Origin of the sequence: Oceanobacillus halotolerans (assembly GCF_010993955.1) — a bacterium.
GTDB classification, from domain to species: domain Bacteria; phylum Bacillota; class Bacilli; order Bacillales; family Amphibacillaceae; genus Oceanibacillus_A; species Oceanibacillus_A halotolerans.
In genome coordinates this window covers 1-17,109 of sequence record NZ_WIXL01000003.1, presented here as the reverse complement: position 1 = coordinate 17,109, position 17,109 = coordinate 1, and the positions used below count along the sequence as shown (strand labels likewise).

Sequence of the window (17,109 nt, the reverse complement as noted above, 5' to 3'; positions counted from 1 at the left end):
ATACATTCTGCTCCGACAGACAGGAGTCCTAGTACTGTTGTTGTGATTGACGTGACGGTTTTAGCCAGTAAGACAGATAGGATGTCCTAGTGCCGATAGACATAAGGATACACGAGTTTTCCACGTCCAGCACCTCCCCCTCGAGGTCATAAGTCATTTCTCATCAAGGTCATAAAATGCGCACATTATGGCTCGTCTTATGCTTGTCGAGGGTGTTCAAGGCCTCACCACTTTTGTCCAAACCAATAATATTGACGTTTTCGGAATATTTATTATATACTATATTCAACATTGTTGAATAATTAGAAACACAATTGAATAAGATGTACTATGCATTAATTTAGGTATGGAAAGTGAAAAAAACTTGTTATGTCATAACAAGTCCACCAAAGGGGGTAGGGAAATGGGACGTTGGCCAAATTTTGTTCAGTTGAAAGAGGTTGGACCGAGAGATGGCTTGCAAAATGAAAAGAGACAGGTTTCCACTGAAGATAAGGTACGATTTATTAATATGCTTTCAGACTCTGGGGTAAAGGAAATTGAATATTCTTCTTTCGTTCATCCGAAATGGGTGCCGCAATTATCAGATGCATATGAAGTAGGAAAACGAATTAAACGAAATCCACAGGTTCGCTATTCTGCTCTTGTGCCAAATCAAAAAGGACTGGAATTAGCTTTAGAAGCAGGTATAGATGCTGCGTCAGTTTTTATGTCTGCAAGTGAAACACACAACAAGAAAAATATCAACAAAACTATTGCCGATACCTTTCCAGTTTTACGAGGAGTTATATCAGAGGCGAAAAATGCAAATAAGCATGTAACTGGGTATGTTTCTACTGTGTTTGATTGTCCGTATGAAGGAAATATTTCTCCATCTCAAGTGATCTATGTATGTGATACTTTACTAGAGGCGGGTGTTGATGATATTTCCTTAGGCGATACAATTGGGACTGCGGTGCCTTCTCAAGTAGAACAATTGCTAGAAGAAATTTTAAAGCGTTATCCAAAGGAGAAAATTATAATGCATTATCATGATACAAGGGGGATGGCAATCGCCAATATTATGACATCGATGAAGTATGGTATTACGCGTTTTGATAGTTCAGTAGGAGGACTAGGTGGTTGTCCATATGCACCAGGTGCAGCGGGAAATGTGGCAACAAATGATGTATTATATTTAATGCATGGGATGGGAATAAAAACTGGTATACAAGAGAGAAAAATTCAACAGAGTGCCTTCTATATGCAAGAAAAGCTAGGGAAAGCCTTACCAAGTAAATCGCTTACCTATTATGCAGCACAAGAATAGGAGTCTCTTCTATTATCCACACAATGTACAATCCTTTTCTTGACGAGTTCCCTATACTATTCTATTATATAACCATTCATAGTACGGTCAAGAAAGGGGAGATCCCAATAGATATTCAACATATCGGACAAAAAATAAAAGAAGCACGCATGCGACATAAAAAAACACAACAACAAGTAGCAGATGAATGTGGCATATCAAAAAGCCTTTTATCAAAAATTGAAAATGGTCAAACATCATCAGCTGTAGCAACATTATCGAAAATCTCTGAGGTACTAGATGTGCCTTTATCTTGGGTATTAGATGGCCACCCTGAAACAGATATAATGGTCCTCCCTAAAACGAAACGTCAATTTAAAGTAGGCGATGAAAATATGGGGTATTCCTTTGAATTGCTTGCAAATCGGTCACGTTTTTCAAATATTGAACCTACCATTGTATATGTTACTCCGAAAGATGCTAATTATCGTGTTGATGCATATACACATTCCCAAGATGAGTTTATTTATATTTTAGAAGGATCTATTTTATTATATTACGATGGAGAAGAACATCAGATGGAAAAAGGGGATACCGCATATTTTAAAGGTGAAAACCCACATCTGTTTGTGCCTGTTGATAATGAAGGTGCAAAGGTATTAACGATTTTTATAGAGAGATATTATAGATAAAAAAACCTAAGTCTAACACGAGTAGACTTAGGTTTTTTCTTTAGCTTACATATAATTATGTGTATTATTATAAGTCTTCCATAGTATACGTTGAAAAACAATTCCACTCATACCGATCACGCTGATACAGATTCCAATTAGTTGGAAAGTTAGTGTAACTCCGAGCCACTGTACAATGATACCACCAGTAATTGGTGCAATAAGTAGAATGAAACCAGTAACAGAATTATATAATCCAGACAGTTGCCCAATTTTGCCTTCAGGACTTTCTTTTTGTAAAAGATAGCTAAAGCCAACACTAAATAATCCTGTTCCCATTCCTACCACAAAACATGCCATTATTGGCCAAACATAATGCATTCCTGGTTGCATAAATCCTAAAAGACTAAAACCTAATCCAATTAATAAAATACTTCCACCTAATATCCAACCATAAGAATTAATCGTCTTTACGCTGTTTAATGCAATCATGACAATTACTGCTCCTAATCCAACGGTTGACATACTCCATCCAAGTAGCGAAGGCTCATCGGCGGCGAAATTTCGGAACAAAACTGCAAATTGGACATCCACCAACTGAATGGCAGTAAAACCAGTTAGTGTAAATAGGAAACTAACAAATAGAACTTTTGCGTTCCATAATAGTTTCCATCCATCTTTCCAAATGGCAAAAAAAGTAGTCTTCTCTTTATATGTGGCAGCAATTTCGACTGTTTCATTTTCGTCGATATGTCGAAGGGAATAAAGAAGAAAACAGACAGATAAAAGAAGTGCAATAACATAAACAGCTAAGCTAGCCTTCGGTGAAATGGCAGCGGCTAAAGTTGCTCCTAAAAATGGACCAATGATTTTGGATAATTGATTAACCGTCCCGTTTAAGGTAACAGCTTTTAAAATAAGGTCCTTTTCGACGATTTGTTGAATGACTGCCTGTTGTGCTGGAAAGTGTATGGTAACAACCGTTCCTCGCAATAATAGGATCCCTAAGACGATGTACGGATTTTCGATAAAGATGAGTAATAATGTTAAGATTGCTGTGAGTATATCAGCGATGAGCATAAGGTTTATCTTTTTGCCTTGGTCAACAATAATTCCAATAAATTGACTAAATAATGCTGATGGCAGAGCATACATAATGGGAATGAGTGAGATCAATAAGGGTTCGGATTCCCATGTATACGTAAATAGTAGAATAATAGCAATCATGTCGAAAAATTGTCCCATCACAGAAATGGAATACGAGCTAAAAAGCTTCAAAAATGCTTTATTTTTCCAGATAGATAGTATTTTATTGTCTGTTTCTTTCATTATTTTCATCCCCTATATCGTGTTATCTTTAGCATAAGGAATGTATGTCAGAGGAATATCAGACAAAAGAATTTACTTGCTTTGTTATTTCGGGTGTTAAATGGAACAATTGATGATCCTGAAAAAACTTGTTCTCCATCTTTTTGTAGTCATTTCGCAATGTACTATTACTATCATAAATTTCCAGAAAATGATTGATTACCTTATATGCAAAGAGAAAGTAGTAGGTATGTCGTGAATTTGCAATAATATCTAATCCTTTATTTATTAATTTTTGTCCTGGTATGTGTTTAGAGGTCGTTACGATGTCATAAAGACCTTCTAAAATGGTGAATAATCCAAGTTCACGCTGATATGGTCGTTGCTTGAAAAAGTTTTCCATTAACTTCATGTTTTCCTTTACCGCATCTAGATTTCTTATTTGCAAAAAAATCATCGTTTCTAGAAGGGTTAATAACGGATAGTAGCCATGTTCTGGTGTCGATACATGGTTCTTAGCAGTATTTACTAAAGCAATGGCACGTTTTACTTGATTAGTTTGGAGATAGACAAATGGCAAGTTGAACCACTCGATTTCAGACTTGAGATGTTCTGGTAAAAGTCGTTTATCAAGTGCAGCTTCCAATTTAACAATTACTTTGTGAAGGTCTGTTTCAACATAGGAGTATAAGTACAAAATCATGAACATCTTTTGCGATTGTGGAAATGTATCAGTTTCAACGATTGTTTTAAAATCACCTTTTAGCAAGGTAAGGTATATTTTTTGTTCATTGGTAATAGGAAAACCAAGCGATTTGGTAGTTGTTAGTGTATGGAGTGCTGTTCCTTGACCGTACAAATAATATAAATGAAATAATTTTCTTGTTTGTTCACCAAATTCTTTATCACTAAGCATTGGGTGAGAATTTTTGTCCGTTTCGTCATGAATCAATAAACGATATCCATATCCTTTAACAGTCTCAATAAAGAAAAGATGTTCCCAATCTCCTAGCTTCTTACGCAGACGATATATATGGTCATCCACTGTTCGGTCACTTGGTGTTTCAAGCTTCCACACCGCATCAAGCAATTCATTACGAGTGAATGATTGTCCTTTGTTTTTATATAAATAGGAGAAGAGTAAAAATTCCTTTCGAAGTAGTTGTATGGTTTCATTCTCATAAGAAATCGAAAAGGTACGTTCGTTCAGTTGTAAGTCAATCATTGTTTAGCCTCCACTGTCTTAATGCTTACCTTTATTATATAGGTTTTCAAATTAGTTTATCTACACCTATCCATTCACTAGTTTATTTCTTTTACTTTATAAAAAAATTTGAAACCATTCTTCACTCAATACGTATAGATAAAAGAAAGTTTTCTAAATTTCTGGTATGATAGATATATTACGTGTTAACTGTCAAACGGACTAAGATTATCACGTCCTATGATAACGTCAGCACTAGCAGGGGTTGAAAAATCAACCGAGTAAGTTATGCTTTACCATAATGAAAGAATTATAGGGGGGTCTATTTTGGATTTTGGAGATAATATATCGGAACAACAGGTGGAACGATGGAAGAAACGATTCCGCTTTCTAGGCTATATCGTCGGAATTATTATCTTTCTATTAATCATTGGATTATTTGTTTTAAACTATGTCACAGATTATATATGGATGGACACAATTGGATTTGGTTCTGTGTTTACAACGATCTTAGGAAGTAAAGTCTTATTAGGTGTTATAGGGTTTGTCCTATTTTTTGGTGTAACATACTTTACGTTTTTTTGGATTCGTCGTTCTTATTTAAGCCATTTTGATGAACATCAACTACCAAAAATCATTTTAAGCCGTAAAATAAGTAATGCAATTATCGCTGCTATTGGTCTATTTATAGGGTTAATTGGTAGTTCGGTAATACAAGGATTCGGCTGGGAACCTGCATTAAAAGTATTAAATTATGCTTCATTCGGGGAAACCGATCCACATTTTAATCTAGATATCTCATTTTATGTATTTTTATTACCGTTCTTACGCTTTATCGTGTTTGTATTGTTAGGTTTAAGTATTCTTACATTATTATTAGAAGTAGGTGCTTATTCCGTCTTTCATATGTACCGATTAAGCCGATCAGCACAGTGGCATATGGGGATGACTCTTGGCATAATTGGTATATTACTAGCTGGACATCATTTATTAGAACCATATGGAACATTGCTGACCAATAAAGTAAATTTATTTCAAGAGAGTGTTGTGTACGGCTTAAGTTATACGGATAAATTGATTAATATTCCTGCAGCTTATGTATTAGCAGCAGTTGCTGTTATTGGTAGTATTTGGATGATTGTTGCTCTCAGTAGGGGAAAACTAAATGCAATGGTTATCCCTGTTATTGCATATGTCGTGCTACTAATAGGTGGACAAATAACTTCTGTGGTCGTTCAGAACTTTGTCGTGTCTCCGAATGAGTTTTCTAGAGAAACGCCTTATTTAGAACAAAATTTGAACTACACAAGAGCAGCATATGACCTTGATCAAATTGAGGAAAAAGAGCTCAGTGGTGATGCCTCTCTAGATGAGGACATTGTAGAACAAAATGAATTAACCATCAATAATGTACGTATTAACGATGTAAGACCACTATTAGATGTTTATAATCAGATTCAAACTATACGGTCCTACTATCAATTTAATGATGTCGATGTTGATCGTTATGAAGTCGATGGGGAATATGAACAAGTCTTTCTTGGCGCAAGGGAATTAAGTATGGAAAACCTTCCTTCTCAAGCGCAAACATGGGTTAACCGCACATTACGCTATACACATGGTTATGGGGTTGCCATGAGTGACGTGAATGAGGTGACTGCCCAGGGACAACCAGAGTATATGATTAAGGATTTACCACCTCAAGGAGTAATGGATGTTGAAAAACCACAAATCTATTTTGGGGAAGAATCTTATCAAAATGTAGTTGTAAAAAGTGAAGTAGATGAATTTGATTACCCTTCTGGGGATGAAAATATGTCTACACGTTATGATGCAAATGCGGGTATCCCATTAACTGGGATCAATAGACTTTTGTTTGCAATAGATGAAGGTTCATTCCGTATGTTTGTATCAGATCAAATTAATGATGAAAGTGAATTACTTGCAACGCGAAATATTATGGATCGTGTCAACCGAATCGCTCCATTTTTGGACTATGATAACGACCCATATATTGTGGTACGTGATGATGGATCACTCACATGGATCATTGATGCTTATTTAACAGCTGAACGGTACCCATATTCTGAAGCACATGATGGGAATGTGAATTATATCCGTAATTCGGTAAAAGTTTCAGTGGATGCCTATACTGGTGAAGTTGATTTTTATGTTGTTGATCCTGATGATCCATTATTACAAACCTATCAGTCGATTTTTCCAGATCTGTTTACAGAAGATATACCAGCTGATATAGAAGCACATTTCAGATATCCAGTTGATCTATTCTCGATTCAATCTTCCATGTATGGTGTTTACCATATGTCTAACTTAGAAGTGTTTTATAATCGGGAAGACACGTGGCAGTTCCCAACGGAAAAATATTTTAACGAAGACATTGAGATGGAACCATATTATATTACGATGAAGTTACCTGAATATGAGGAAGAAGAGTTTATTTTAATGATGCCATACACCCCTAAAAATCGCCAAAACATGATTGCATGGATGGGGGTACGAAATGATGGAGAAAATTATGGTGAATTATTTGTCTATCGTTTTCCAAAACAACGAAACATCTACGGTCCACAGCAAATTGAGAACCGTATTAACCAAGACAGTGTGATTTCACAACAATTAAATTTATGGTCTCAAGGAGGATCAGATGTAATACGTGGTAATTTATTAGCAATTCCGATTGAGGATACCGTTTTATATGCAGAGCCAATTTATATTGAATCAAATAATGAAACATCTCTTCCAGAGGTGAAACAGGTTGTCTTAGCGTATGAAGATCACATTGTCATGGAAGAGACATTTGAGAAATCGCTTGAAAGGATGCTAGAAATTATCAATCCTAATGTGGATGTAGAAGAACCAGAACTACCAGATGAATTAGAGGAAGGACAAGAAGAAACCGAAGAAGGCCAGGAAGATATGGATGAATCTGTACCAATAACTGATGCAGAGGAAATGCTAACTGAGTTTGCTGATCTTTTTGACGCTTACCAAGAAGCCTTATCACAAGGAAACTGGCAAGAAGCAGCAGAACTGTTAACGGAAATGGAAGAACAGGTAAATGAAGTTGAATAATAAAAAAGCGTGCATCTAGATGCACGCTTTTTTTGTACGTTAGGAAAGTATAAAATATTAGCTAAGAGGTGGATTCGACGTGGCTAAAATTTTAATGTTCTAAGTATAAGAAAAACTAACACATTCGCTAAGAACGAGCGAATGTGTTAGTTTTTATAAAAAGATAAAAAACTATAAAAAGTTGGCTTTATTTTGTTCATATACAGGAACAGCCACGTCCAGCTTCGACGGACAGGACGTCCTAGTACTGGCGTTGTCACAGGACGCGACGATTTTAGCCAGTGAGAGCGATTGACGTCCTAGTGCCGATAGACATAAGGACGCACGAGTTTTCATCGACCAGCGCCTACCCCCTCGAGGTCATAAGCCAATCCACATTACGCTCAAAAGTGCCACGTCGAGGCTTGGCTTATGCTTGGCAGATAAGAAAAACTTTCTTACTGCATAAGTGCAACTAAGGCTTTCGCCACTTGGCGACAAGCCAAGTTTTCTAATCGGGGGTGATCAAGGCGCTTGCGCTTTTGTTCCTAAAAGAGGTGTTTTGTGGAATAGAGGTATGGCAGCCAATTCATTTGGCTGCCATTACTTGGTAAAGCGTATATTTCTATCTTATAGCCAAGCTGCGCCTACAATGATAAGAAGGATGAATAGTACAACGATTAATGCGAATCCTCCGCCAGCTCCATAGCCAGCTCCTGCTCCTGCTACTGGTGCTCCGTATCCAGCTCCTGCTACTGGTGCGCCATAGCCACATGCTCCATATCCAAAACTCATAAATTAATCCTCCTAACCTAAATTTTTAGTTATTTGTTTTTATTCTGAGGTGTTGGTTAATATCCAAAACCAACATATGCAGAACCTACAATGATTAGTAGGATAAATAATACAACTAGTAGGGCAAAACCACTGCCATATCCAACCCCTGCAACTGGTTCACTCATTAGTACACCTCCATATCGCTTTACTATCAATATATGTGAGATATCCAATGATGATATGGACACTATCCCAATTTCACTAAGATTTTTTATGTCTTATGTTCATAGATAGAACTTTTCAAAGATCTATTATATTTGTCCATTACGGATTATTGGTTCCACACATATACTGCCATAGTTTCATTATGATATGGGGGTGATGTTATGTCAGTGAATCATTTTTATGGGCTTTGTCAGCGGTATAGAGGTCGTGCGGTTGAGATTAGAACTCATGACGGCGGAGTTCATCGTGGAATCATTCAGCATGTAGATCATCATCAAGTATATTTACAGCCACTTGGCCGACCTGGTAACTTAGGTGGATTTGGTTACGGATTTTATGGTCCTGGCTGGGGTGCAGGGCGATTTGGCTTTGGGCTTGCGTTAGGATCTATTGCAGCATTAACGTTATTACCATTCTTCTTTATTTAATGGTAACATCAATATTGTTTAATAAAGAAAACTCGGTATCCTTTATTAAAATGAGAGGATACCGAGTTTTTGTTAGTCATCTGTAATGCCAGCAATTTCATTGGATGGAATCGAGAGGAGATCTTTACTTGTTGCATTGTGTGTAGTTGTATATTTCTGTACTAAATAATATCCAACACAATACCCAATCATTTTTGGGTAAAATCGAAAGCCATATAGAATATCCCGATGTTTTTGGATAAATTTGGGTGCCTTTCGATTAGGGTATATTAATCTATGCCAGATTTTCTGTAAGTCTTTTTCGGAATAATACGTTGTCCAGTCTGCCATAAATTTATTCCCGAAACGCTCGTAAACAGCATGTTCTGCTAATCCTTCCATAATAATGGCATCTAATAATGTGATATCTTCTTCATTTGGTGATGGAAACGCGTTTAACCGACAAACATGATTATATTCATGGGTGAACAATGCCTTTATTTCTTCGATGGCATTTTCCTCGGAAAAAAATAAAAATAGTTTATCCTTAAAGGCGAGGCCAGACTTACCATTATGGTCCTTTTGTAAGGAGTGGTTTGTAGTATCAGAAGGGAAGATGTAGACGGGTACATCTGGACCATTCCATTTCTGTTGTAATTGTTTTAATTCTTTTTGAAGGATTTCCCAACTATTCTGTTGTTTTAGTAAATCAATGGTTTTACGCCCATCTTTTAATGGTATTTGATACATCCCATGCTGGAGTAGATGAGTGTAAATATCAGAACTACTTGCGTGTGAAAATTGTGACCTTAATCGATCACACATTTTTAATGGTTGGTCATATAAATGTGTTAACCATTTGTCTGTACGTATAATACCCATAGTCATTCCCCTAAACAAGATATTTCCTTTTATCCCGCATGTAATTGACAGGCCGACTAAGAATCCCACATCCCCGAAAAAGAAAATCACTTTTACTTCGTCCGATGTGTCGCTGTCATAGTTTTCCTTGTCCTCTTGCAACCGTCAGCACTAGTACGTCCTGCGAATCGAAACCTCAATTGATTGAAGTTCCACTTTATACAATAATATGCGATAGCCTAATAAATGTGAGAACAAAAGCTAGAAGTGCCTTGGTCACCCCTGATTAGAAAGCTTGGCTTGTCGCCAAGTGGCGAAAGCCTTAGTTGCACTTATGCAGTAAGAAAGTTTTTCTTATATGCCAAGCATAAGCCAAGCCTCGACGTGGTGCTTTTTGCGCGTAATATTGACTTATGACCTCGAGGGGGTAGGCGCTGGCGATGAAAACTCGGGCGTCCTTATTTCTATCGGCACTAGGATGTCAATCGCTCTCACTGGCTAAAATCGTCACGTCCTGTGACAACGCCAGTACTAGGACGTCAATCGCTCGAAACTGGACGTGGCCTTTCCTGTAAAAGGCAGTAATGAGACCAACTTTTTTATTCTCTCTTACTTTGTAAAAAAACTAGTAATCTATGTGCGGATTACTAGTTTATAACTATTTATCCCGCATGTAACGGGCAGTAAGCCCCCCACTTCAAGATTTCTTCTTAAGAGATCCAAGAAAGATAAGTGGGGGATCAAACTGCCCGTAAATGTCCGGTTCGTTCAACTAACAATCAGTGGGGGAGGAAAGGAAACACCCACTGGTTGAAGTTTCACTTTATTTAGGATTCATCAATATCTATATAATTAATGTTACGGTCCTTTTTAGGAATGGAAATTTTCAAGATCCCCTCGTAAAAGGAAGCTTTGGTATCCTGTTCAGGAATAGGATAAGGTAATGTAACAACTCGTTCGCTTCTAAAAAAGGATTGTTCCTTGTTTAGAAACTTTTTCTCATCGTTTTTTTCTTCTAAAGTGGCATTGTCTTCTACCGCAATACGTAATTGATTTCCGATTGCTTCCAGTTCAATTTGATTCGGCTTATATCCAGGTAAATTTGCTTCCACTACAATGTCTTTATTTGTTTCATACATATTTACTTCAAATGGTTTTTGCTGAAAGAAGTCATTAAATTGTTTAACAGATTCATTTAAAAATTGATCCATTTGTTTCATGAGTTGGTGGAATGATGTGTGATCAAATCCTTCTGGTAAATTTTTATTGGTGCTCAATTGCATCACTCCTTTTTTTCAAATGTTTATTAATAACCTATGCAAAATCAGAAAAATGTACTGGGCTAGTATGCTAATTACTGAAAATGAGTATTAGTTAGGCAAGAAAATTTCAAATTGAATCAAATTATCTGAAAAAAGTATAGACATGCAGTAATTCTGGTGGTATAGTAATTATTAAATTTTAACAATAGGAAAAGAATTTGTTCAATTGTCTGTAAGGGCAAAATGGATAGGAGGAATGAAAATGGGAAAAACAGTAATTAAAAATGGTCAATTGATTGATGGTAATGGTGGTGACGTTCAACAAGGTGCGATTGTTGTGACGGAGGATGAGCGCATTATTTATGTTGGTCCAGAAAGTGGATATAAGATTAGTGGAGAAGAAACGGTTATCGATGCAGAAGGTGGAACGATTTTACCTGGATTAATTGATGCACATGTACATATGATGATGGAGTTCTCACCAGTTTCGCAACGACTAGAAACACCGTTCTCTTTCATGTATTATCAAGCAGAAAAGTATTTAGAAAATACGCTAAAAGCTGGGATTACGTCTGTTCGTGACGCGCTTGGTGCTGATTTAGGTGTAAAAAAGGCAATTGAGGATGGCTTCATTACTGGACCACGTCTTCAGTTAAGTATTAATGCATTAACGATTACTGGCGGACATGGAGATGGCTATACTGTTTCAGGAAATGTAATTGATTTATTACCATCTAACTATCCAGGAATGCCTGATGGAAAATGTGATGGGGTAGAGGAAGTACGTAAGAAAACGAGAGAAATGCTTCGTGCAGGTGCAGAAGTGATTAAAGTACATGCAACTGGTGGTGTATTAAGTGCAACCGATCATCCAGAATTCACGCAATTCTCCTTAGACGAATTAAAGGCTATTGTGGAAGAGGGAAGGTTCCGTAAAGGTGTTAAAGTCATGGCACATGCACAAGGATCTGAAGGGATTAAAAATGCAGTGAAGGCAGGTATCCATTCTATTGAGCATGGTATTTTCTTAGATGATGAAGCAATTGAATTGATGTTAGAAAATGGAACCTATTTAGTCCCAACGTTACTTGCTCCCGTTGCTGTATTAGAAACAGCGGAAGAAACAGGTATGCCAGCATCCGCAGTTGAAAAATCAAAAGAAGTAATTGAGCAACATAAAGCAAGTTTTACAAAAGCCTATAAAGCAGGTGTTAAAATTGCAATGGGAACCGATGCAGGGGTTATGAAACATGGCACTAACCTACGTGAGCTTGGACTAATGGTCGATGGTGGAATGACACCGATGGATTCCATTATTGCTTCTACAAAAACAGCAGCCGAGTGTATGGGATGGGACGATAAAGTTGGAACAATTCAACAAGGAAAATTAGCCGATATTGTTGTAGTGAAAGGAAATCCATTAGAAGATATTTATTCTTTAGCAGATAATGCTACGATTCAAGTCGTTGTGAAAAATGGAAAAATAGAGAAGAACACATTATCAGATGTTGCTGTAATAGGCTAACTAAAATGGGTTGTTCACTTTCGACGGGAAAAACTTAGCATACCAATCGTGGTTGGTATGCTATTTTTCGTTGATACCATAGACTAAGGTGGTTCCTCGTTTCGTTATTGGATAGAAAAGAGGTACTTTTAAGTCTGAGATGAATCCTCTTTCCGCTAAAGGTGTTAAATCTATTGAATTTAGCCAAAAAATTCATACATAGATCAAGGCGGTTACTCGTACTGCTAAAGACACGTAGTTAATGTTGTGTGCGTAACATTTGATTTGAAGTTTGCATAAGATGTTTCGCATACTTTTTTAAGAAAGGTTGAGGCATATGTGTGGGATTACAGGAATCGTTAATTGGTACGATGATGTAAGATCTCAACAAACAACATTACAAAAGATGACTGATACATTAGAGAAACGTGGTCCAGATGATACACAATTTTGGGTGAATGAAAATGTTGGTTTTGGGCACAAAAGACTTTCCGTAGTTGATATAGAAGGCGGTAAACAACCAATGGTAAAGGAGATGAATGGAAACCGATACATTCTGGTATATAACGGAGAGCTATATAATACAGAGGAATTACGAAATATATTAACAAATAAAGGGTACCAATTTGAAACGATGTCCGATACGGAAGTAGTATTAACTGCATATATAGAATGGAAAGAAGCCTGCGTGGACTACTTAAATGGTATCTTTGCTTTTGGCGTATGGGATGAAGATAGAGCTCAATTGTTTATGACAAGAGATCGCTTAGGGGTAAAACCGTTATTTTTTCGTCATGATTCTCACTCCTTTTTATTTGGTTCCGAGCCTAAGTCCATATTAGCCCATCATGATGTTGAAGCATCCGTAGATCGGGATGGATTAGCCGAAATTTTTGGGTTGGGACCATCAAAAACACCAGGACACGGTATTTTTAAAGGAGTACAGGAGCTACGTGGAGGACATTCTTTGTGTTTTTCAAAAGATGGATTAACTATTTGGCGCTACTGGAATGTACAAAGCAAGCAACACACTGATTCTATTACGGAAACAGCAGAAAAAGTGAGATCTTTATTCACAGATGCAGTCGAGCGACAGTTGGTGGCAGATGTTCCGGTGTCAACCTTTTTATCTGGAGGACTTGACTCAAGTGCAATAACTGCAATCGCTGCTGATTATTTCCAAAGTAATGGCAATGGTGTTCTTAAAACATTTTCAGTGGATTACGAGGGGAATGAAAATTACTTTGAAGAAAGCAAATTTCAACCTTCTACTGACCAGCCTTGGATTGATAAAATGGCACAAGCTTACTCGACAGATCATCATAATAAAGTAATATCTGGTTCTAAGTTGGCCGACTTGTTAAAGGAATCTGTTTTATTGCGGGATCAACCTGGTATGGCAGATATTGATACTTCATTATTCTGGTTCTGTCAACAAATTAAAGAGCATACTACAGTTAGTTTATCTGGTGAGTGTGCTGATGAGATTTTTGGTGGTTATCCTTGGTTCCATGATCCTTCCAATGAACACGAAGGATTTCCTTGGATGAGGTCATTAGACGCAAGAATTGACTTGCTTAACCCGGAGTGGCAAAAGAAGTTAGATTTACAAACTTATGTTTATGATCGATATTGTGAAACGATCGCGGAAACACCAAGGTTAGATGGAGAAACATATGAGGATGAGAAAAGACGTGAAATGTTCTACTTGAACATGAATTGGTTTATGGCACAACTACTGGACCGAAAAGACCGAATGAGTATGGGAGCAAGTTTAGAAGTGCGTGTTCCATATGCTGATCATAAATTGGTGGAATATGTTTGGAATATACCTTGGGAAATGAAAGTGTTTAATGGGAAAGAAAAAGGGATCTTACGTAAGGCCTTAGAAGGTATTCTTCCCGATGATGTTTTATATAGAAAGAAAAGCCCTTATCCGAAAACATTCCAGCCATCTTATACACAAGCAGTAATGTCTTGGATGGAAGATATTCTAGCGGATAGAGAGTCACCATTGTTTGAATTTGTTTCTCGTTCTAAAATTGATTCTATTGTAAAAAGTGAAGGAAAAGAATTTAAAGAGCCTTGGTATGGTCAACTCATGAAAGGTCCACAATTAATTGCACATTTATGTCAAATTGATTATTGGTTACGGACTTATGATATAAAAGTTCATTCATAATAAAAAACATGGTGTACATCTTGATGAAAAAAGGGTACACCATGTTTTTAGATTAATTATTTTTCTAGATCAATTTCAATATCAATTTCTTCGCCAACATCTTCCCAGTCTTCATTTGATGGAGCGCTAAAAATTAAGCGGATAGACTCAACATCCTCTGCTTTGGAATTTTCTAATATATAGTGAGAAGTCCCAGTCTTAGTTACTTGCCCTATATATTCACCATCAATATGATCACTTAACCACATATCTGGTTCAAGTTGTTCCCCAGTATTAGTAGTCATGACGGCTTGTGAAGCATAAAAGGTTATGTTTTCTTCTGTAGTGTTCTCAACTGTCATATCAACCTGAATGTATTCTAACTCCTCTGTTTCCATCATTTCAGCCATTTCATCACTTAGTTTTCCAGAAACCCCATTTGCTTTATCAATGGTTAACTTTATTGGACCAGATTCAAATGTTCCAACATCATCTGTACGACTAACTAAGGTCATTTCCCCAGCTTCATTGGTTATTGTATCACCAACTTGCGCCTCCCCAGTGTCTTCAACTTCTTCTTCAGGTTCTTCCTCATTGGTTTCACTTTGTTCTTGTTCTTCATTTGTATCTTCAGAAGTTGTATCTTCTTCACCAGTGTCATTGGTATCTCCGCCACACGCAACTAAAACAATTGAAATTGACATTAAAAATAAAAACATGCATAACTTCTTCATTATTTTATCTCCTCCTTTTGGTTATATCTTTTCCAATGGATGAAAAATTATTTTCATGCTTATTATAAAGTGAAAGGTGTGCAATTTAATGTATAGCTTTAATGTAGAAGTTGAAATTTGGTAAAAAGTGTACTTAATATTTTTTTACTTAAGGCTCATGCTAAGAAACGAAAGGGGAGGTTATTTCATGCAACAACAATTACGCAATCTAATGACTTCAGATGTATACACTGTTAAAGAAAATCAAACTGTACAAGAAGCAGCAGCCATTATGAGTGAGCATAATATTGGTGCTGTACCAGTTGTGAATAATAGTGGTCAAGTAGTTGGAATGGTAACAGACCGTGACATTACTCTTCGTTCAACTGCACAAGGAGAGCAAGCACAAACTCCTGTAACAGAGATAATGACATCACAGCAAGTTGTACAAGGTACACCAGACATGGATGTCAATGAAGCAGCCGAATTAATGTCACAACAACAAATTCGTCGTTTACCTGTTGTGGAAAACGGCCAAGTCGTTGGGATGGTAGCATTAGGTGACTTAGCTGTACAAAATCAATATGATGATGAAGCTGAAGAAGCGTTGTCTAATATCTCAACCCCTTCCAAACCTCAACAATAACAATGTATAATGTGTTTGGTTGCTTTACAGTCAAATGGCTGTGAAGCAACCATTTTTTATGTTTACGGTTGTTAGTTGTTCAATATAAAATGAAATAAAAAAGATTGTATAATATAGAAGATAGTACATAAGTAGTGGAACTTACTGAACGTTCTAAGAGGAATGATTAATCTCGCCAAGAAGGTTTATGTTTCAATAATAATAGAAAGATTCTTTAAGGGAGGTCATAGATGATGTATCATAAAATTTTATTAGCTACTGACGGGTCAAACCATGCAATTCGTGCTGAAGAAAATGCTTTAACCCTTGCTAAGGGAAATTCAAACTCAAGCATAGAAGTTGTTTATGTTGTTGATGCAGAAAAAGCTAAGTCAGATGTATTAAATTATTGGAATAGAACAGATCTAACTGATACTCGACAGGGACGACTTAATGAATTTGAACAAATTGCAAAAAAGGCTGGTGTGAATTATAAAATAAATATTCTACGGGGTGAGCCAGGACCAGCAATTGTTGATTACGCTAATAGAAACAACTTTGACGTAGTTGTCATTGGGAGTAGAGGCTTAAATACGCTTCAAGAGTTTGTGTTGGGTAGCGTAAGTCATAAAGTAGTCAAAGAAGTAAAATGTCCTGTACTGATTGTAAAATAACATGTGTATAAAAAAGCATTGACATGCAATTGAAACCATTGTATTCTATTTGTTGTCGCTCAAAACGAGCCAAAGGATATTGACACTAACAATGTTAAGTGATATAATTTTATTCATGTCGCTAATATGACAGACGCAATAAAATAACTTATTGACTATGATGTCGGTAGATGGTATACTAATTTAGTCGCTCTAAAAAAGGTGACACAAGATCACAAAAAACATATTGACTTGAATTAGTTGATATGATATAATTAATAAGTTGTCGCTAAAGCAGCACTTTAAATTTTGCTCCTTGAAAACTGAACAAAACAACCAGTATGTCAAGTACGAATGAAAGCTAAGAATTTCGTGAGA

The 17,109-nt window shown here is 36.6% G+C and carries 15 protein-coding genes; 8 read left to right on the top strand and 7 right to left on the bottom strand.

Translation table 11 applies throughout. From position 1 onward, the window contains the following. Positions 1–403: 403 nt before the first annotated feature. A complete protein-coding gene (locus GHC26_RS05280; protein WP_163970229.1) occupies positions 404–1,309 on the top strand; it encodes a hydroxymethylglutaryl-CoA lyase in 906 nt (301 codons plus the stop codon). A gap of 53 nt (positions 1,310–1,362) precedes the next feature. Continuing rightward, positions 1,363–1,980 carry a helix-turn-helix domain-containing protein gene (locus tag GHC26_RS05275; protein ID WP_404821767.1) on the top strand — a complete coding sequence of 206 codons (618 nt, stop codon included), beginning with the start codon at positions 1,363–1,365 and terminating at the stop codon, positions 1,978–1,980. A gap of 45 nt (positions 1,981–2,025) precedes the next feature. Here GHC26_RS05275 and GHC26_RS05270 read toward each other — a convergent pair whose 3' ends face one another. Further along, on the bottom strand, positions 2,026–3,288 hold the full coding sequence (locus GHC26_RS05270; RefSeq protein WP_163970227.1) for an MFS transporter: 1,263 nt from the start codon (positions 3,286–3,288) through the stop codon (positions 2,026–2,028). A 58-nt stretch (positions 3,289–3,346) separates the two neighbouring features. Beyond that, positions 3,347–4,492 carry a winged helix-turn-helix domain-containing protein gene (locus GHC26_RS05265; protein ID WP_163970226.1) on the bottom strand — a complete coding sequence of 382 codons (1,146 nt, stop codon included), beginning with the start codon at positions 4,490–4,492 and terminating at the stop codon, positions 3,347–3,349. 306 nt (positions 4,493–4,798) lie between these two features. Between GHC26_RS05265 and GHC26_RS05260 the strand changes: the two genes are divergently transcribed. Beyond that, a complete protein-coding gene (locus GHC26_RS05260; RefSeq protein WP_226376858.1) occupies positions 4,799–7,564 on the top strand; it encodes a UPF0182 family membrane protein in 2,766 nt (921 codons plus the stop codon). Positions 7,565–8,173: 609 nt separating this feature from the next. Here GHC26_RS05260 and GHC26_RS05255 read toward each other — a convergent pair. After that, entirely contained in the window at positions 8,174–8,338 is a 165-nt protein-coding gene (locus tag GHC26_RS05255) for a YjcZ family sporulation protein (RefSeq protein WP_163970224.1), read from the bottom strand. Between the two features lie 56 nt (positions 8,339–8,394). Then, on the bottom strand, positions 8,395–8,505 hold the full coding sequence (locus GHC26_RS05250; protein ID WP_163970223.1) for a YjcZ family sporulation protein: 111 nt from the start codon (positions 8,503–8,505) through the stop codon (positions 8,395–8,397). A gap of 201 nt (positions 8,506–8,706) precedes the next feature. Here GHC26_RS05250 and GHC26_RS05245 point away from each other — a divergent pair, with 201 nt between their 5' ends. Continuing rightward, positions 8,707–8,973: a hypothetical protein gene (locus GHC26_RS05245; RefSeq protein ID WP_163970222.1), complete on the top strand. Its 267-nt coding sequence runs from the start codon at positions 8,707–8,709 to the stop codon at positions 8,971–8,973. A 72-nt stretch (positions 8,974–9,045) separates the two neighbouring features. Here the strand turns inward: GHC26_RS05245 and GHC26_RS05240 are convergent, their stop codons facing one another. Both GHC26_RS05240 and GHC26_RS05235 read right to left on the bottom strand, forming a co-directional pair. Next, the gene (locus GHC26_RS05240; RefSeq protein WP_163970221.1) at positions 9,046–9,834 is read right to left on the bottom strand and encodes a DUF2268 domain-containing protein; all 789 of its coding nucleotides are present in this window, start codon (positions 9,832–9,834) and stop codon (positions 9,046–9,048) included. 806 nt (positions 9,835–10,640) lie between these two features. After that, positions 10,641–11,090 (bottom strand): Hsp20/alpha crystallin family protein, encoded by a 450-nt coding sequence (locus GHC26_RS05235; RefSeq protein WP_163970220.1) that lies wholly within the window; start codon positions 11,088–11,090, stop codon positions 10,641–10,643. Positions 11,091–11,337: 247 nt separating this feature from the next. Here GHC26_RS05235 and GHC26_RS05230 point away from each other — a divergent pair, with 247 nt between their 5' ends. After that, positions 11,338–12,600, top strand: coding sequence for a metal-dependent hydrolase family protein (locus tag GHC26_RS05230; protein ID WP_163970219.1), 1,263 nt, complete (start codon positions 11,338–11,340; stop codon positions 12,598–12,600). 316 nt (positions 12,601–12,916) lie between these two features. Next, a complete protein-coding gene (gene asnB / locus GHC26_RS05225; RefSeq protein ID WP_163970218.1) occupies positions 12,917–14,761 on the top strand; it encodes an asparagine synthase (glutamine-hydrolyzing) in 1,845 nt (614 codons plus the stop codon). A gap of 56 nt (positions 14,762–14,817) precedes the next feature. Here the strand turns inward: asnB and GHC26_RS05220 are convergent, their stop codons facing one another. Further along, on the bottom strand, positions 14,818–15,474 hold the full coding sequence (locus tag GHC26_RS05220) for a hypothetical protein (protein ID WP_163970217.1): 657 nt from the start codon (positions 15,472–15,474) through the stop codon (positions 14,818–14,820). Positions 15,475–15,661: 187 nt separating this feature from the next. Between GHC26_RS05220 and GHC26_RS05215 the strand changes: the two genes are divergently transcribed. Together GHC26_RS05215 and GHC26_RS05210 are read left to right on the top strand one after the other, a co-directional pair. Further along, the gene (locus GHC26_RS05215) at positions 15,662–16,099 is read left to right on the top strand and encodes a CBS domain-containing protein (RefSeq protein ID WP_163970216.1); all 438 of its coding nucleotides are present in this window, start codon (positions 15,662–15,664) and stop codon (positions 16,097–16,099) included. Positions 16,100–16,332: 233 nt separating this feature from the next. Next, entirely contained in the window at positions 16,333–16,752 is a 420-nt protein-coding gene (locus GHC26_RS05210) for a universal stress protein (protein WP_163970459.1), read from the top strand. The last annotated feature ends 357 nt before the right edge of the window (positions 16,753–17,109 follow it).